This window comes from Pseudoalteromonas rubra (genome assembly GCF_005887095.1).
Taxonomy (GTDB): domain Bacteria; phylum Pseudomonadota; class Gammaproteobacteria; order Enterobacterales; family Alteromonadaceae; genus Pseudoalteromonas; species Pseudoalteromonas rubra_E.
Genome location: NZ_PNCI01000076.1, coordinates 34510 through 52277, shown reverse-complemented (window position 1 = coordinate 52277; position 17768 = coordinate 34510). Strand labels below are relative to the sequence as shown.

The window sequence follows — 17768 nt, the reverse complement described above, 5'->3', positions numbered from 1 at the left end:
TGATAGTCTTGGTTCTTGCCAGCAAATAACCGATAATCAGCCCAGGATTAAAATAACCAAGGGCTGATTATATGTCTTTCCCTCTTGCTCTGTCGGTCAATGACTGGCAAATTCAGGACGCCGATGCCGTCATCGTCGTCACTTCCGATGTGTCTGAACTCGCTTTTTCTGAGCTAAATAGCGCCGCGGCACCTTACCTGGCTGTTGATGCACGACTACGCACCAAAGCGAGTGTGTTATTGGCTGAAGGCGTGCCTGGCAAGCGCCTTATTGTGTCGCCGACTGGCCCACTGAACCGTGACTATGACGATGTACGTCGCTTTTTTGAGGCGGGCAAAGCGGGTATCCAGGAAGCTAAGGCCGCAGGTGCTGTTAAACCTGTTCTGGTTGTTGCAGGAGTACCCGGTGAAGCTCGATATCAGAATGCGCTTGAAGTGACCTACCTGGGAGCGTGTCAGGCGTTGTGGCAGCCTCTGGAGGCGCGTGAGTATCGTGGACCTTCTATTGAACCCGTCGAATCAATTGCGTTGCTAGGTGCAAGTGAAGAGCAGTGCCGACAGCTTAATGCCATTGCGGCAGGTCAATATGCAGCCCGTGATTTGTGTGGTACGGAGCCTGAGCGTATGGCCCCTCCTAAGTTCGCAGACTACTGTGTTGAGCTGTTCAATGGCACCAGTGTTAGTGTTGAAGTTGTGGCAGATCCCGCAACTATCGATCAGGAATACCCTATGCTGGGTACTGTTGCCCGCGCATCGTATGCAGTAGAGCGCCATCACCCACGAGTGGTGAAGCTGGTATACACACCAGAAGGAGAGGTAGAGCGTACACTGATGTTTGTAGGTAAAGGCCTGGTGTATGACACGGGTGGTGCTGACCTCAAAGTCGGTGGCTTTATGGCCGGGATGAGCCGAGATAAAGGCGGTGCGGCTTCTGTGGCGGGCTTTATGAAGTCTGTGGCAGATTTCCAGCCAAAAGGTGTCAAAGTGATTGCCTACCTGGCAGTGGTACGTAACTCAATTGGCTCTGACTGCTTTGTTCCGGATGAGATAATCACCTGCCGTGAAGGGGTTAAAGTACGGATTGGCAATACCGATGCTGAAGGGCGTCTGGCAATGGGTGATCTGCTGAGCGAGCTAAAAGATTTGGCCAAGCATGAGGTGAACCCGGAACTCTTTACCGTAGCAACACTTACTGGCCACGCAGCACGCGCAATGGGTCCATATAGCGCCTATGTTGAAAATGGTCCGGCACGCGCCCAACAGGTATCTCGCCAGCTTGCCGATTTAGGTGATTTGTGGGCTGACTGCGCTGAAGTGTCGCGCAGCCGCCGCGAGGACTACGACTTTGTTCAGCCGCGCACTCTGGCGGATGACGTACTGTCGAGTAACAACGCACCGTCAGCAGTCACTGCCCGTGGTCACCAGTTTCCAATGGCCTTTTTGGCAATTGTTGGTGGTCTGGACAAACATGGCTGTGATGCTGAGCTACCTTTGCCGTATGTTCACATGGACATTGCAGGCAGTGGTGTTGAAGGCGGTGACTGGCAGCATGGTAAGCCGACAGCCGCAACCGTGAGTAGTTTGTTTGCGCGTTACTGCCGCTAAACCTTAAAGCGTTCCACAATCAGGGCAAGCTGATGGCTTGCCTGCTTCAGCTCCTTGCTGGCCTCAGACAAGTGCTGTGTAGTGTCCAGTGAGTGGTGGGTGGCGTCCGACAGATCGCCAATGCGCACATTGACGTCGGCTGCTGCACTGCTCTGCTCCTCCGTCGCACGGGCTATCAGGCCATTCATGTCCAGGATCACAGTGATCAGCCGCTCAATTTCATTCAGTGCCTGTTCGGCCTCATGTACCTGGCTGACCGTATTGTTTGACAGGCGCTGGCTGTTTTGTACTGCATCGACGGCTGCCTGAGCACCTTTTTGTAGCTTCTCTATCATGGCCTGAATTTCATCGGTACTCTGTCCGGTACGACTCGCCAGTGTACGCACTTCATCGGCGACTACCGCAAACCCCCGACCCTGCTCCCCGGCACGAGCTGCCTCAATTGCTGCATTGAGCGCCAGCAGATTAGTTTGCTCTGAAATACCTCGGATCACGTCCAGTACTGAGCCAATATGCTGGCTTTCTTCTGCCAGTGCTTGTGTCACAATGCTGACTTCCTCAATGGTATCAGAGAGCGTACCTATGGCATCAATGGTTGTACCAATCGTGGCTTTGCCCGTCTCACTGGTATGCATCGCATCCCCTGCTGCCTGTTCAGCGGCTTCGGCATGCTGGCTTATCTCTTGTATCTGTGCACTCATTTGCTCGACAGCTGTGGCCACTTGACGGCTACTGTCATTCTGCCTTTCTATATACTCCAGGTTGACTTCGCCTGTATTGTCAACCCGATTGGCAAGGGCTTCTACTTCAGTTGCATTATTGGCAACAGAGGCAATCGAGCTGCGCATTTTTTCGGTATAGGCATTGAAAAAACGAGACAGGCGGGAGATTTCGTCTCGGCCATGTTCATCAAGTTGCTGTGTCAAATCCCCTTCACCCTGAGAAATATCACGCATCATGTCCGAGGCGGTGCGAATGGGTTGTAAAATACTATTGCTGATAAAGAAGTTAAGTGCAATGAGCACGACCAGGAGAACAAGAATATTGAAAAGCATTTGATTACGCAGCTGTGTAAATTGCACGTCAATATTATCCAGATAAACGCCGGAGCCGATGATCCATTGCCAGGGCGCAAAGCCTTTTACATAGGAGATCTTATCGACCGGGTCGGATTTACCGGGCTTAGGCCATTTATAGGGAACAAAGCCTGCTTCTTGAGCGTCTACAACCGCCACCATTTCCTGAAATAATGCCACACCGTCGGGATCTTTACTGTCTCTGACCGACTGTCCGTTGAGCTGAGGCTTAAAAGGATGCATCACCATACGAGGGTAATGATCATTGACCCAGAAATAATTATTTTCATCGTATCTGAGGTTTTTCAACGCATCCAGGGCAGCGGCTTTGGCGTCATCTTCGCTGAGTATGCCCTGACGCTGAGCCTGATTAAAGTGGCTAACCAGGCTATGTGCAGTTTCCACCAGGTTTTTGGTTTTTTCATATTGCTGTTCGCTCAGTGCCTGATATTGCTGTTGCAGATTCATCACGCCCAGTGCAGCCAAACCCAGAACGACGACTCCCACCAGCATTGCAAGGCGGCCAAAAATGGTGAACTGTCTCAGAAATGCCATATCTTTGGCTCCTCTTGAAGGCACAAGGTTGTGCGCTGAACGGACTTTCATTGTCTATACTGCAATAAAAGTGCGGGTGAAATTTGTTCTAAATCAAGTGAATAATATATTTAGCGAGGAAAGATTTAGGCAATTAGCTATTTGTCGAATACCACAACGGGCTGCACATGGGGGGAAGTGCGGGCCAACGCAGGCCCGCATGTTGGATTATTTTACTTCGAAGTGACGATTGAAGAAATTGGTAATCGTCTGATGTAAATGGGTTTGTACCTTCTTACCGCGCAGACTGTGCTTGGAGCCCGGGTAAGTCATCATCTCAAATGGCTTGGCGTTATCCTGTAACTGTTTGAATAGTTTGGTGGCGTGTGTAAACAGTACATTGTCATCTGCCATACCGTGGTAGATCATTAAAGGTCCCTTGAGGCCGTCAGCATAGGGGAAGACGGCACTTTGCTCATAACCTTTAGCATTGGTTTTAGGGTGCCCCAGGTAACGCTCTGTGTAATGTGTATCGTATAGAGCCCAGTCAGTTACCGGTGCACCAGATACGCCGGCTGCGAAGTAGTCGCCAGCTTTGAACATAGTCATCAGTGCCATATAACCACCGTAGCTGTGTCCATAAATACCAATTCGAGCAGGGTCGACATAATCTAGTGTACGTAAAAATTCTACACCACGGATCTGGTCGGCGACTTCAACTTCCCCTAAGTGTTTATAGATAGGGTCTTCAAAGCGCTTACCCCGGTTATATGAGCCTCGGTTGTCTAACTGGAAGACAATGTAACCTTGCTGCGCCATGTACTGGAAATACAGATTTTTACTGCGCCAGCTGTTGGTAACACGCTGGGCATGTGGACCCCCGTAGACATTCACGATCACCGGGTACTTTTTGTCTTTTTCCAGGTGCTTTGGTTTAAACAGGCGATAATGCATCACCTGGCCGTCTTCAGCTTTGAGAGTACCGTACTCCGGGGTCGCCAGATCGTTCAGGAAAGGTGTCAGTGGGTGCTGGTCATCCAGTTTGTTCTGCTCCAGCCAGGTAATGAATTCACCATTGGAGTTACGCAGCGATACAGACGTAGGCTGATTTACAGAGGACTTACTGTCGATGAAGGTGCGGTTATCCTCGGCCATCACTACTTTATGGTAGGCGCCGGCTTCTGTGATCCGTTTGATATTGCCCTTCTTGAATAGAGGGACTGAATATAAATGGCTTTCCAGTGGGGTGTCTTTACGGCCAGAAAAGTACACCAGACCTTTTTTCTCATCAATGCCCTGTAGCTCATCGACGACCCACTTACCTTTGGTCAGCTGACGAACCAGCTGGCCACTGGTGCGATACAAATAGAGGTGCTTGTAGCCATCACGTTCCGACGCCCAGACAAAGTGCTTGTTATCTTTAAGAAAATGCAAGTCAAAATGCAGGTTCAGCCAGGTATCACTGGTTTCTGTTAGAGCAACGCGCTGCTGTTTATTACTGGCGTTATAGAATCTGAGTTCCAACTTTTGTTGAGAACGATTTTGCCATTGATAAGATAATGTCGTGTCATCTTCCAACCATTTTGCGCGTGCGATGTAGATGTCTTTGTCTTTACCAAGGTCGACCCAATCAATTTTTTGATTGTTCAGTGTCACCACACCCAGATCGATGCGAACATTATCTGTGCCGGTGAAAGGATAGCGCTGGTTAAAAAGCTTAACTTCGTCCGCATAAATCTCATTGCGAATGGCTTCTTGTACCGGGCTTTCATCAATGCGGGTAAAGGCAATCTTGCTTTCATCGCCGGCCCACCAGTAGCCCGTCATCCGGCCCATTTCTTCCTGTGCGACAAACTCAGCCATGCCGTTTTTGATGACGCCACCGCCATCTTTGCTTAGACGGATCTCTTGACCGGTTGCCAGCTCCAGTGCATACAAGTCTTGTTCACGAATAAAGGAAACATAGTTGCCCTTGGGTGAAAAACGGGCATCGGTTTCAAAGGCCTCGGTATTGGTAAGCTTACGACTCTTACCTGTGCTTAGTTCGTAATAGTACAGGTCCCCATTGAGTGGGAAAAGCAGTGCTTTACCATCTTTTGACCACTTGTATTCCAGGATCCCGCGACCAAAGATGCGCTGTCGTTCACGGCGTGCTTTTTCTTCATCAGACAATGTTTCAGGGCCCGAAAAAAGTGCCTGAGAATCCACCAGTAGTCGATTGGTGTCAGCTTTAATATTGTATTCCCACAGATCATACCGGTTGTAGTCGTCTACTTTTCCCTGCAGGTAAGTCACCCGCGTACCATCGGGTGAAAACTTCAGTTTAACGGGCGCCTTTCCCGCTAACGTTGGGTCATCAAAGATACGTTCCAGTGTCAGTGGTTGAGCCACAGCCAACTGGCTGGTGGCCAGCAAGCCAGCGGCTAACGCTGCGTAAGATAACAGATTGCGCACAGAGTCACCTTTTTAGTTGTGTTGATTTGGTTTAAGAGCGTTGATGGTAAAGACTGTGTTTCTGGATGGCAATAAAATCCGACAGATGAGGTAGGGTGAAGCGAATCCCATTTATCTGGTCGATTTTGCTGTGGAAGTTCGCTACAGTGAGGCCACAGATCACAGACCCGATAGAATACGATGAGCATTTTTCAACTGGCGCCGGAACTTCAACGTGACTGCATAGAATTAGCAGACTGGCCTTTATGTAAGTTATTGTTATTGAATGATAGTCAATACCCTTGGTTTGTACTGGTACCGCGCGTATCGGGCATGCGAGAGATCATTGACCTGACGACAGAGCAGCAACTGCAGTTTTGGCAGGAATCAGCCAAACTCAGCCGCTTAATTAAAGCTGTGTTTAACCCGCATAAATTGAATGTAGCTGCACTGGGCAATATGGTGCCTCAGTTGCACGTGCATCATATTGCGCGTTTTGAGCACGATGCTGCCTGGCCAAAACCGGTATGGGGTGTTTTACCTGCGGTGCCATACAGCGAACAACAGATTAGCGAAATAAAAAAGGCGCTCGATGTGAACGCCTGATCCGATAGGTGTGTGGTGTTAGGACTATAGTCCTAGCACTGCTTTGCCTTGCTTAAAAGTCACATCGACCGGAATATTGGCAGCTGCCAGCTTATCGAGGTCCGCTTGCAATTCTGCCTTGATGTCACCATGAGTGGCCAGCAATTGATCGACCTTCTGATAATCACCATCACCCTGTAGGGTCAGGATCACATTAGATAGTTTTTCCATCGCGGCACCCATTTTGGCCATATCGACCTGATACAGACCATCGGCGTTTTTCGAAAATGCCCCTTCCTGTTTGAAGAAGTTAAAGCGGATCATGTTCGCTTTACCATGGGCGCTGGAGGCACCAAAGCGGACAGACCGGAAAATACCCGCCATAAAGGTCACATAATAATCTTCCAGTGTCCCTTCGCTGATTTCCCCTTTTTTCAATAGCTGCTCAACCATGTAGAGGCCCAGAATATCGGCTTTGCCTTCTTCCAGTGCACTGGCATGTTCCTGAAGTGACTGACGAACAGTCCCTTTACCAGTAATGGTGTTTTTGATACCCAGACCATGGGCAACTTCATGGAACATAGTATTGGCAAAGAATGCATCGAAGGTAATGTGTTTACGCTGCTCCGGCACTATCAGCTGGTCTGCAATAGGCACCAGGATTTTGTCGAATTTGGCTTGCATGGCATTTTTCAGCTGCAGACGACGCGTGCCTTTTTGCAACTGTACTTCTTCATCGTTTGGCAAATTGATGGCAATGGTTTTGCTGCCCGCATTGGAGTGGCCGGCATAGTAAATCACATCGTACGCATTAAGATCGGCGTCTGAGCCAGGCACTTCTTGCTTATATTTCGCATCAACCGGCAGTCCTTGTTGCAGTTCTGGCAGGAATGCAGCAAATTTTGCCAGACGTTCGCTCCAGGCCATGTCTTTGACCAGAACATAAGACTCAAATGCTGTGCGATAGCCAAACAGCTGATCTTCGTAGGTTTCGATTGGACCAATCACCACGTCGATGGGATTGTTTTTCATATCCATCCAGGCGAAGTCTGAACTCTGGTAGCTGTTGTTGACCAGAGCATCCGCTCTGAGGTTCAGGTATTTGGAAAACTGTTTGTCGACTGCTAACTTACTGGCATCGCGTAGTAGCTGAGCCGCCGTATTCAGCTCCGTCTGATAAGCTTCTGAGTAAGCAACGCTATAAAGCTGACCTTGTGCGTCACGTTTGATCAGGGAATACAAACCCGCCTTATCTTTCACATCAGCCTGATTTAACTCGTCTTTGCTGATATCGCTCGGGTAGAATTGTGCACCGGGTGCCTTGTCTGCAAAGCCCTCCAGGAAGACTTTGTCGCCATTGAGACGATCCCAGGGGCCATAGTTAATGTCGGCGAACTGGCGCACTTTCGGGTCTTTGATATTTGCCAGAAATTCTGCTTTGTTCATGCCGAAGGCTTGCTGCCAGAACAGATCGTCCATGATTTTAGAGGCTTCGATCAGCAGGCCCAGCATTTTTTTCTGGTTGTCATTGAGGTGTGAGAGATCGCTATTGAGTGTAACTTCGGTATAAATATCCAGTCGTGCAGGCGACAAGTCTTTCAGCTGATATCCGGTATCTGAGTTATTTGCCTGTGGCTGAGCCTCGTTATTTGACGGTTTTTGTGGCTCAGAACATGCACTGAGCATAACGCCACAAGCCAGCATGATGGCTGTGGATAACATTGCGCGTTTCATCATTTTTCCTTCATTGAGGGTGTGTCGGACTGTCTTCTACGGCGCTACTACATAAGAGCATAAGTGGCGCATAGATTGTCCGTATTATTATGTCGGGCGTATACATTACATGAATTCTGCGCAACTTGCTGCCTTCATAATACAAACTGAGGGAATATTTTATCTCAGGTGAATCGTTGGATGTGTGCCGCATGTCACGAATAATTTTTATACTTTCCTTAACTTACTCTTTAAGTTAGACAATACTAATAGCATGAACAGCACATTGCCCGCTCAAAAGGCAGATGCTGCGCACCAGAGGCCAATAAATTCGAGGATTGAACCAATATGTCTACTGAAAATGCCTTGTTGACGATTCTGATTGATAAAATAAATAACGATACCCTGGTTTTGCCTACCCTGCCCGAAATAGCCGTTCGGGTCCGTCAGGCTGCGGATGACCCAGAAGTTAATCTTATGCAAATGGCAGAGGTGATCTCTCATGATCCGGCGCTGGCTGCTCGTATGATTAAAGTCGCGAACAGTGCATTTTTAGGTCGTGCTGTGAAAGTGAATACGCTCAATCAGGCGGTCACTCGCATCGGCTTGCGACAGGTAAAAAATGTGGCGACGGCTATGGCGATGGAGCAGTTGTTTGTGTCGCAGAACAAACTGATCAAAACTTATATGGACAAAGCCTGGCAAAAAACCCTGAAAGTGGCCTGTCAGGCGATCACCACAATGGATTTTTATCTGCGGGTTAACAAACATACGTCGCTTAACAAAGACACCATCACCTTGGCTTCTTTGGTATTTAATATTGGGGTGCTGCCTATCCTGACAGAAGCCGAGCACCACCCGGAAGTCTTTGCGAATCCAAGCTTTCTGGCACATGCAATTCAAAAACTCGGTGGCCGAATTGGTGGTGCTATTATGCGTGAGTGGGGCTTCACTGAAGAGTTTGTTGAGGTGGCTGAAAGTTGGGCGAATCCAAACTATAAACCCGCACATGTATGCTATGTGGACTTTATCCGAGTTGGCGCTATTGTTGAGGGGATACTGCAGGTATCCGACAAAGCGGCGGCATTACATGTGTATGAGGAAAAAGGTGTGCTGGGATCGGTCGACATGTTTTACGACGATGAATATCAGGATATGCTGAACGACATCAAAGCGGCCTTTTCATAGCCGCGATAGTGAGCAGGGCAGGAGGCTGTCGCATCCTGCCTTCATTTACAGGTCTTCCTGATCACCCAAGCCCTGGGATAACTCTTCCAGTAGCTCTTTGATTTCTTCAGACACCAAAATAAAGTCGGCGTCTAATTTGACTGCCATATCTTCTTTAGGAATATCTGCATTTTGCTCTTTTAATGTATCGCTGAAGCTTAAGCGTTTGAGAGAGCCATCATTCTGTAAGGTAAACTGAACACGCTCACGCCAGTCCATGCCCAGTTTTGTCACGCGCTTACCGTGTTCCAGATGTAGCTTAATTTCGTCACTGGCCAGGTCATGCTGTTTCAGTTTTACCTGTGCGCCATTGTCATCGGCTTCTTGCAGCTCTGCGTCAGAGCCGATCGCAAAGCCCTCAGGTACTTCAAACTGAGTTAGCCAGTCAGTCAGGAACAGATCCAGATCGTAATTGGCGAATGCCGGAACAATGGGCAGAGTACCCAGAGATTTACGCAGCAGGGCAGTCAACTCTTCCGCTTTGTTAAAGCTGCCACTGTTGACGATTAACCACCCGTTTTTCTGGTCAATAAAGGCGAACTGCAAACTGGATTTCTTGAATGCCTGAGGTAACAGTGTTGCAGTGATGTTCTCTTTAATTTCGTCTTTTTCTTTTTTCTTGACCGGGCGATTCTCCTCTTGCTCGATCGACTCGATTTTCTCAGCAACCATTTCATTGATGACAGAAGCGGGCAGTACTTTTTCTTCTCGTTTTGCACAAACTAAAATACAGTGCTGAGAAAAATGACTCAATGTCTGGCCATGTTTACCCAGTGCTTTGGTCCAGCCAAAAGTGCTCATGTCCTGGCTACCGCACGGACGAAATACGTCGTGCTCCAGTGCCGCTTCAAAGTCTTCCTGAGCGTAGGAGACGTCTTGTTTAAATCGGTAACAGATAAGATTGCTAAACCACATAGAACAGGTTCCGAAGAGTAAAATCGACCCGCATCATAGCAAACCGACACGCCCTCGGGCAAAGGCTCTTGGCAGATAATTTGCTGTGCCGGTTTTTGTGGGTATTAACTGAACATCGCGACGCTCTTTTGTAGCTCTTTTGGGAAGCGAATATAGTAGGTCAGGCCGTTGCCTTCTTCGGAATTGACTTCAATGTCGCCATTAAGCGTTTGTTTCACTAGGTTAAAGGTGATATGAGTGCCCAAACCACTGCCGCCTTGTTCTCGCTTGGTGGTAAAGAAGGGGTCGAAGAGTTTTTCCAACTGTGCTTTGCTGACACCTTTACCATTGTCTTTGTAAACAATAAACACGTCGTTGTTTTCTTCTCTGATCTCTATGTCTATGGTGCCCTGAGCGATACCTTCGAAACCATGGATCAGGGAGTTCATAATGAGATTGGTGAAAATCTGACTGATCGCACCAGCTGGGAGGTGCAGAGTAAGCTCTTCCGGGCAATCAACGTTAACAATATGGGCGGTTTTCTTGAGTTTGGGATGTAAAGAGCGGATCACTTCGCCCAGATACTGTTTAAAATTAATGGTGCGAACCGCTTCACTGGCCTGATCAACGGCAATCTGCTTAAAGCTGGCCACCAGCTCTGAGGCCCTGTCGAGGTTAGTTGTGAGCAGGCTGGTGCTTTGCTTGGCTTCATTGATAAATTCTTCCAGCGCTTTGGGCGATAAGGTTTTATCCCGATAAGCTGACTCCAGGCGCTCTAAACGCTCCTGTAAGAATGACGTTGCGGTTACCCCAATTCCAACGGGGGTATTTATATCGTGGGTAATACCAGCCACGAGGCCACCCAGCGCAGCCATTTTCTCTGAGCCGACCAGTCGCTCTTGTGCCATATTAAGCTCATCAACATACTTCTCCAGCTCTTTTTGCTTGGTGAGTAACTCTTCTTCGGTTTGGCGTCTCAGATCAATCTCTTCGGTGAGCGTCAGCTTTTGTTTTTCTAACTCATACTTTTGTTGCTGCAGATCCATCATTGCCTGAGACAGGTTTGACGTTTTACGCGCCACTTCCTGCTCCAGCTGGATATTGTGCTGGTCCAGTTTTTCGTTACTGATCAAAAGCTCTTTCTGGGCCTGATCCAGCTTTTTGCGGTAATCAGCAATTCGGTCAATGAGTTTGTTAAAGGCCTCTTCCATGACCTTGAGCTCGTTGCGCTCCGTGGTATCTATATCAATTTTATGGCCATCAACATTATCTATTTCAAAGTCATCAATTTGCTCAGTCAGATCGGTCAGGGGTTCGGTAAGCAACTTTCTGAATGCAAGCAAAAACAAGATGATCAAAAAGGTGGTCTTGACCATGGCATTACCGATCAGAAAATAAATGGAAATCATGATACGGCTGAATACTACTTCCCGACTCGAAAACAAGGTAACGTCACCTACCTGCGTAGCGCGCCCGGAAAACTCAAAGATCAGAGGAAAGGTGTAGCCAAATAAACCTGACGGCGTGTCTTCAATCAAGGCTTCTTCTTGCACTAACTGTTGGCTGTATAACTCATGGATATTCAATGAACGGCCCAGTTGGGAAATAATTTCACCGCTGTCATCACGCACTATGATCCCTTCAATCATAGGGATCGCCAGCAAACCTTCAGCGGTTGTGACGGTTTGTTTGGTGTTGAGCTCCCATATCGCGCGAGTCAGGCTGCGGCTAAAGGTTTTTTGCAGCATGGTTAACTCGTTGCGAATATAGTCCTTGGTATTGACATACTCAGCGACCACCTGTCCACAGGTAACGACGAAGGTAAGCAAAAAGTAAACCGACAAGACGTTTGTGAGCAGCTTCTTTGACAGACTTTTTTGCAGCATGAAGTGTTCTTTGCTCCTAACAACGGGTTTGTGCGCGTTTATTACACTTAAAGTTAGCCAATAAAGTGCTAAAAATAAATATTAATCTCAATCTGATATCGCAAGGAATTTGTTCCTCTGCCACTTACTGGACGAGGATTATTATGTTATAAGTTTAATCACAACAATAACCTTTATCCCAGATCAGAACAATAAAGATTATTTGACAATTCACCCTATGAGCTACTCTGTATTAGTTTGTGACGATTCAGTCGTTGCCCGCAAACAAGTGATCCGCTGTTTAAGCGGTATGCTGGATGCCGACATTTGTCAGGCCTGTAACGGACGCGAAGCACTCGATGTGCTGGCGACACGTCACATTGATCTAGTCTGTCTCGATCTCACCATGCCGGAGATGGATGGTATTGCAGTGCTGGAGGCCATAAAACGTCAGGTGATAGAAACCTATGTGGTGGTTATTTCTGCTGATATTCAGGGCGAAATGAAGGAGCGGGTGGCTAAACTGGGTGCACTCGAATTTTTGGAAAAACCGGTTAAACCGGAAGCCTTGCAGGCAACCCTTAGTCGTTTTGGGATCCGCTAGTCCCCGCTCATTTGTTAACATTCAAAGCATTTGTTTACACTCGCCTGTTCGCTTACTACATCAGTGCCCGACGCATTCCAACATAGATTTTGCACATTGCTGGTCACAACTTGAGTTTTTTGCATAGATTTTCACCCCGCAAATTAGATTTTTGTGCTTGACAGCTTGTTGGCTATTCAGGCAGTCTAAAGTCTATGAAAAAGATTATTAACACCACGACCATTACCACCACCACCATCCTTACGGGATAGTGGCATAGGTCGTTGCGTATTTAAAAAGGCCTGTGCTCACTTCGAGCACAGGCCTTTTTTGTTTTTGGAATGAGGAAAATTAACATGCAAGTATTGAAGTTCGGAGGGTCATCGCTGGCCGATTACGCCTGTCTGCAACGAGTACGGGAGCTGATCCTGACTCAGGGTAAAAATGAGGCGTTAGTCGTTTTATCTGCACCAGGTGGGGTTACTGACAAGTTGGTTGAGCTATGTGACTTGGCGCGTCAGGGGCAAGATTACGAAGCACAATGGCTCGCCCTGACAGAGCGTCTGGATGGACTGAAAGCGCAGGTCGAGGCTGAGTTTAATCAGGTGAATCAGTGGCCTGATTTTGCTGCGCTGGCCGACAAACTGGCTGGTATTAAATTGCTCAAGCAATGCCCTGATGCGATAGAAGCTTATGTGATTAGCTTTGGTGAGCGGGTGAGTGTTGCTTTGATGGTGGCTATGCTTGGTACGGACAAAGCCTGTTATCTTGAGGCAACAGATTGCATTGTAACCAATGAAGCCTACCTGGATGCTGAAGCCTTGCTGGACGATAGCCGCGCGTGTTTTGTGGCGCAGCTCAAAGCGCACTCTGCAAACTTCTATATTATGCCCGGTTTTACAGGCAGCAATGGTGCAGGCGAGTTAACGACATTGGGGCGCAACGGCTCAGACTATTCTGCTGCCATTGCAGCTGCCTGTATTCAGGCTCGCGTCTGCCAAATCTGGACTGATGTAGATGGGGTCTATAGTGCAGATCCTCGGCTGATTAAAAAAGCCACAAAAGTAAATCGCTTATCATACAAAGAAGCCATGGAATTGTCGTATTTTGGCGCCAAAGTTTTGCACCCGAAAACGATCTTACCTTGTGCTAAGGCAGGCGTACCTTGTGAGATTAAAAATACCCATGCCCCCGAGTTACCAGGCTCAGTGATAGCGGCACAAGGTGGCGGCGATGAACCCGTTAAAGCGTTATCCAGCTTAGATAAACTGGCTATGTTGACGGTCTCTGGCCCGGGCATGAAAGGTAAGGTGGGGATGGCAGCCAGGGTATTTTCGGCACTGGCCAAAGACAATGTCTCAATTGTATTGATCACTCAATCTTCCTGTGAATTTAGCATCAGCTTTTGTGTTCATGAGCAAGATCTATCGTTAGCATTGCAGGCGCTACAAAGTGCCTTTGAACTGGAGATGCAGGCGCAACTGATTGAGCCAATAGAAGTACGCCGCTCGTTGGCGATTGTCACCCTGGTGGGCGATAACATGAAGTCACACAAAGGGTTGGCTGCAAAGTTTTTTGCCTCACTGGCACAGGCCCAGGTGAATATTGTAGCGATTGCTCAGGACTCAACTGAAAGTGCTATTTCAGCCGTTATCCAGGGGGAGTTGTGTCAGGATGCGGTTAAAGTATGCCATGAAAACTTCTTTACTCATGTTCCGTCCATTGATGTGTTTTTACTGGGCTGCGGCCTGGTAGGCACTGAACTCATTGCACAACTGCAACGCCAGCAAACCTGGCTTGCAGAGCGCAACATTAAACTGAATCTTTATGGCGTGGCCAATTCAAAGCACTGTTATTTGAATGAGCAGGGCGTTCCATTTGATAGTTGGCAACAAGCACTGGCGGGTGCAGAGCAAGGCTTTGAGCTGGCCAATCTGGAAGCGTTTGTGCGTCGTAATCATTTGATCAACCCTGTAATAGTAGATTGTAGTTCGTCTCAGCAATTGGCCGACCAGTATCACGATTTTTTGGCGGCCGGGTTCCATGTTGTGGCGGCGAACAAAAAAGCCAACACCAGTGACTACAGTTACTATCAGGCATTGCAGCAGGTGGCACAGCAGAAGGGCCGACGCTTTTTATATGAAACGAATGTGGGGGCCGGTTTGCCGGTACTGGACAATCTGCAACTACTCTTCGGCGCAGGCGATGAGTTGCTGTCTTTCAGTGGCATTCTGTCGGGTTCTCTGTCCTACATTTTCGGTGAACTGGAGGACGGCCTGAGTCTGTCCGAAGCCACCGCCAAAGCAAAACAAAGCGGTTTTACTGAGCCGGACCCGCGAGATGACCTGTCAGGTACGGACGTGGCGCGTAAGCTGCTTATTATTGCCCGTGAGTCCGGATTGGCGCTGGAGTTGTCAGATATCGAAGTCGAGCCCGTGGTGCCCGTCGACTTTGCAGCAGGTAGCTCGGTCGATGAGTTTATGACCAGGCTGCATGAGTTGGATAGAGCATTTGCGGATCGTATTGACAGTGCTGCCAGTGAAGGGAAAGTGCTGCGTTATGTCGGCACGATTGAGGGCGGTCGTTGTCGGGTTGGCATTGAGGCGGTCGATCAAGCGCACGCTTTGTCAGACATTCGTGATGGCGAAAACGCCCTTGCAATATTGAGTCAGTATTATCAGCCAAAACCTTTTGTGATCCGGGGTTATGGTGCCGGGGCTGAAGTCACTGCGGCAGGCGTATTTGCCGATATCTTAAAAACTTTGACGCGCTAGGAGGGGTTATGAAACGATTTTTTGCACCGGCATCTATTGGTAACTTTTGCGTCGGTTTTGATTCTTTAGGTGCCGCGATTGCGCCACTTGATGGGACTTTACTGGGAGATGTGGTTAGCGCAGAAGCTGCTGAACAAGACTGTTTTGAATGTGTCGGGCCCTACGCGGCTAAGCTCCCGTCGGGAGCTGAGGAAAATCTGGCTTATCAGTGCCTGGTGCACTTTAGAGCGCATGTCGCTGCAGATATGCCCAGCGTTAAGCTGACATTAGAAAAGCGCTTACCCATAGGGTCCGGGCTGGGGTCCAGTGCCTGCTCTGTGGTAGCGACATTTGCAGCTCTGGATGCGTTTGCACAGACCCGTTTGTCTCAAACGCAGATGATTGAGTTGATGGCTGATTTTGAGGGTAAGGTCAGTGGTGCGCGTCATTACGACAATATCACTCCCTGTTATCTGGGTGGATTGCAGTTAACTGCTGAACTGGTACCAGACAGAGCTCTGAGTTTGCCTGTTGATGACAGCTGGCGATTGGTGGTGGCTTACCCTGGATTTGCTTTGAATACTGCTGAGGCCAGAGCCGTTTTACCGCCGCAACTGGCCACTCACGATGCGGTGGAGTTTGCCCAGCGTTTGAGTACCTTTACTTTACTGATGGCGCAGCACAGGTTTGATGCCGCGCTCGCTTTGATGCGCGATGAGATAGCTGAGCCTCATCGGGCACCTTTAATTAAAGGGTATGCCGACGCGAAGTTGAGTTTGCCCGAGCTTGGCGCGCTCACTGTGAGCATTTCTGGTGCAGGGCCTACCTTGTTCGCTTTGTGCGCAAACGAACAGGATGCGCAACGCTGTCAGTTATGGTTGCAACAGTATTATCTGAATGAACATGGCTTCAGCCATATTTGCCGAATAGACCCACAAGGTACAAGAGAAATAAAGGAAGGAGAGTAGGATGAAACTGGTTAACTTAAAAGACGATACTCAGATAGTATCCTTTATCGAAGCGGTTAAAACGGGTCTGGGTCGAAATCAGGGGGTATTCTTCCCCACTGAACTGACGCCACTGGATAACATCGATGGCTTGCTGGCGCAGCCGTTTGCACAACGCAGTGCGGCTCTGCTGAAGCATCTGATAGGGGATGAATTACCGCTGGACTCATTGCAAAGCATGTGTGAGCAGGCATTTGATTTTCCTGCTCGCTTAGTACAAGTTGAAGAAAATAAATATTGCCTGGAGCTCTTTCACGGTCCGACGTTGGCGTTTAAAGACTTTGGTGGCCGGTTTATGGCACAGTGCATTGGCGCCTTCAGTCAGGGTGAGCGGGTGACAATTTTGACTGCAACCAGCGGCGATACCGGTGCAGCGGTGGCCCACGCTTTTTATCAAATGCCCAATGTCGACGTGGTGATCCTCTATCCTCAGGGTAAAATTTCTCTGGCACAGCAAAAGCTGTTCACTACGTTGGGTGAAAACATTCATTGTTATGCTGTAGAAGGCAGCTTTGATGATTGTCAGGCATTGGTAAAGCAAGCTTTTCTGGATGACGAGCTCAAGCAAACTTTGGGACTGAACTCAGCTAATTCGATCAATATTAGCCGTTTGCTGGCGCAGGTTTGCTACTACTTTGAAGCATTTGCTCAGCTTGCACCGTCCCAGCGAGACAAAGTGCACATTTCTGTGCCGAGCGGAAATTTCGGCAACGTGTGTGCTGCAATGATAGCCGCTGCAGTGGGTTTGCCAGTCAAGCGGCTGAGCGCAACGACCAATCAAAATGATACTGTACCCCGATATATTGCGTCTGGTCATTGGCAGCCTAACGCCACTTTAGAATCTATCTCCAACGCCATGGATGTGAGTAAACCTAATAATTGGCCTCGTGTAGAATCGATGTTAGATCATGGGCACTTTCCTAAAGATGAGTTTTATTCACGTTCAGTGTCAGAAGAGAGAACGCAAGAAGTGATGCGTCAGGTTGCTGAAGCCGGGTATGTGACGGAACCTCATACTGCCATTGCTTATGAAGGGCTCACTCTTGATGGTCAGCCTGATGAGACGGGGATTTTTCTGGCGACAGCGCACCCCGCGAAATTTCGGGAGACGGTGGAAGCTGTGCTGGGTCAGGCAATTGAAATACCAGAGGCACTGGCAAGCGCCCTTGAGAAACCCTGCCTTGCAGAGCTTTTGCAGGCTGACTATAGCGCTCTAAAGGATGCTGTGCTGGCACGCCTCATGCGTTAACTTATACTCAGTTCCCCTATTTGGTGAGCCGGTCTAGCCACTAAAAGGGGAACTTTTATAGATTTCAATTTAAAATGTATGTTTGGTTTTTAATAAAAAATATAAATGTTTAAATAAAAAAATATCATCCCCTAAACACTGTGAAATAAATTCAATCCTTGATTAAATAGGCTCACGCCGAATTCATAGGCAAATGGCCGCAATTTGCGTACAATCAAGCCTTCAAAAACCAATCTTACGTGTAC

At 48.4% G+C, this 17768-nt stretch carries 12 protein-coding genes; 7 read left to right on the top strand and 5 right to left on the bottom strand.

Going from position 1 to position 17768, the window contains the following annotated elements:
* Nucleotides 1-71: 71 nt before the first annotated feature.
* Complete coding sequence (locus tag CWB99_RS22520) at nt 72-1604, top strand: M17 family metallopeptidase (RefSeq protein WP_138550098.1); 1533 nt, start codon at nt 72-74, stop codon at nt 1602-1604.
* On the opposite strand, the gene CWB99_RS22515 is transcribed toward CWB99_RS22520, so the two are convergent.
* Both CWB99_RS22515 and CWB99_RS22510 read right to left on the bottom strand, forming a co-directional pair.
* Nucleotides 1601-3235, bottom strand: coding sequence for a methyl-accepting chemotaxis protein (locus CWB99_RS22515; protein ID WP_138550097.1), 1635 nt, complete (start codon nt 3233-3235; stop codon nt 1601-1603). The two genes, CWB99_RS22520 and CWB99_RS22515, sit on opposite strands and share 4 nt — an antisense overlap.
* Nucleotides 3236-3442: 207 nt before the next feature.
* Nucleotides 3443-5659, bottom strand: a complete 2217-nt coding sequence (locus CWB99_RS22510) for a S9 family peptidase (RefSeq protein WP_249332061.1) — start codon at nt 5657-5659, stop codon at nt 3443-3445.
* A gap of 189 nt (nt 5660-5848) precedes the next feature.
* Between CWB99_RS22510 and CWB99_RS22505 the strand changes: the two genes are divergently transcribed.
* The gene (locus tag CWB99_RS22505; protein ID WP_138550095.1) at nt 5849-6253 is read left to right on the top strand and encodes an HIT domain-containing protein; all 405 of its coding nucleotides are present in this window, start codon (nt 5849-5851) and stop codon (nt 6251-6253) included.
* A 24-nt stretch (nt 6254-6277) separates the two neighbouring features.
* On the opposite strand, the gene CWB99_RS22500 is transcribed toward CWB99_RS22505, so the two are convergent.
* A complete protein-coding gene (locus CWB99_RS22500; protein ID WP_138550113.1) occupies nt 6278-7966 on the bottom strand; it encodes a dipeptidyl-peptidase 3 family protein in 1689 nt (562 codons plus the stop codon).
* Between the two features lie 327 nt (nt 7967-8293).
* Between CWB99_RS22500 and CWB99_RS22495 the strand changes: the two genes are divergently transcribed.
* Complete coding sequence (locus CWB99_RS22495; RefSeq protein WP_138550094.1) at nt 8294-9133, top strand: HDOD domain-containing protein; 840 nt, start codon at nt 8294-8296, stop codon at nt 9131-9133.
* 45 nt (nt 9134-9178) lie between these two features.
* On the opposite strand, the gene rdgC is transcribed toward CWB99_RS22495, so the two are convergent.
* Nucleotides 9179-10087: a recombination-associated protein RdgC gene (rdgC, locus tag CWB99_RS22490; protein WP_138550093.1), complete on the bottom strand. Its 909-nt coding sequence runs from the start codon at nt 10085-10087 to the stop codon at nt 9179-9181.
* A 104-nt stretch (nt 10088-10191) separates the two neighbouring features.
* Nucleotides 10192-11952 (bottom strand): sensor histidine kinase, encoded by a 1761-nt coding sequence (locus CWB99_RS22485; RefSeq protein WP_138550092.1) that lies wholly within the window; start codon nt 11950-11952, stop codon nt 10192-10194.
* Nucleotides 11953-12169: 217 nt separating this feature from the next.
* Here CWB99_RS22485 and CWB99_RS22480 point away from each other — a divergent pair, with 217 nt between their 5' ends.
* The 4 genes from CWB99_RS22480 (at nt 12170) to thrC (ending at nt 17523) form a co-directional block, all read left to right on the top strand.
* The gene (locus CWB99_RS22480; RefSeq protein ID WP_138550091.1) at nt 12170-12535 is read left to right on the top strand and encodes a response regulator; all 366 of its coding nucleotides are present in this window, start codon (nt 12170-12172) and stop codon (nt 12533-12535) included.
* A gap of 335 nt (nt 12536-12870) precedes the next feature.
* Nucleotides 12871-15288 carry a bifunctional aspartate kinase/homoserine dehydrogenase I gene (gene thrA / locus CWB99_RS22475; RefSeq protein ID WP_138550090.1) on the top strand — a complete coding sequence of 806 codons (2418 nt, stop codon included), beginning with the start codon at nt 12871-12873 and terminating at the stop codon, nt 15286-15288.
* 8 nt (nt 15289-15296) lie between these two features.
* Nucleotides 15297-16235, top strand: a complete 939-nt coding sequence (gene thrB / locus CWB99_RS22470) for a homoserine kinase (protein ID WP_138550089.1) — start codon at nt 15297-15299, stop codon at nt 16233-16235.
* A 1-nt stretch (nt 16236) separates the two neighbouring features.
* The gene (thrC, locus tag CWB99_RS22465; RefSeq protein WP_138550088.1) at nt 16237-17523 is read left to right on the top strand and encodes a threonine synthase; all 1287 of its coding nucleotides are present in this window, start codon (nt 16237-16239) and stop codon (nt 17521-17523) included.
* The last annotated feature ends 245 nt before the right edge of the window (nt 17524-17768 follow it).

Excerpts from the sequence above, each read along its gene's own strand:
- CWB99_RS22495 (WP_138550094.1), top strand. The coding sequence starts at position 8,294 with ATGTCTACTGAAAATGCCTTGTTGACGATTCTGATTGATAAAATAAAT.
- thrB (WP_138550089.1), top strand. The coding sequence starts at position 15,297 with ATGAAACGATTTTTTGCACCGGCATCTATTGGTAACTTTTGCGTCGGT.
- CWB99_RS22515 (WP_138550097.1), bottom strand. The coding sequence starts at position 3,235 with ATGGCATTTCTGAGACAGTTCACCATTTTTGGCCGCCTTGCAATGCTG.
- thrA (WP_138550090.1), top strand. The coding sequence starts at position 12,871 with ATGCAAGTATTGAAGTTCGGAGGGTCATCGCTGGCCGATTACGCCTGT.
- CWB99_RS22505 (WP_138550095.1), top strand. The coding sequence starts at position 5,849 with ATGAGCATTTTTCAACTGGCGCCGGAACTTCAACGTGACTGCATAGAA.
- thrC (WP_138550088.1), top strand. The coding sequence starts at position 16,237 with ATGAAACTGGTTAACTTAAAAGACGATACTCAGATAGTATCCTTTATC.
- CWB99_RS22480 (WP_138550091.1), top strand. The coding sequence starts at position 12,170 with ATGAGCTACTCTGTATTAGTTTGTGACGATTCAGTCGTTGCCCGCAAA.
- rdgC (WP_138550093.1), bottom strand. The coding sequence starts at position 10,087 with ATGTGGTTTAGCAATCTTATCTGTTACCGATTTAAACAAGACGTCTCC.
- CWB99_RS22520 (WP_138550098.1), top strand. The coding sequence starts at position 72 with ATGTCTTTCCCTCTTGCTCTGTCGGTCAATGACTGGCAAATTCAGGAC.
- CWB99_RS22485 (WP_138550092.1), bottom strand. The coding sequence starts at position 11,952 with ATGCTGCAAAAAAGTCTGTCAAAGAAGCTGCTCACAAACGTCTTGTCG.
- CWB99_RS22500 (WP_138550113.1), bottom strand. The coding sequence starts at position 7,966 with ATGAAACGCGCAATGTTATCCACAGCCATCATGCTGGCTTGTGGCGTT.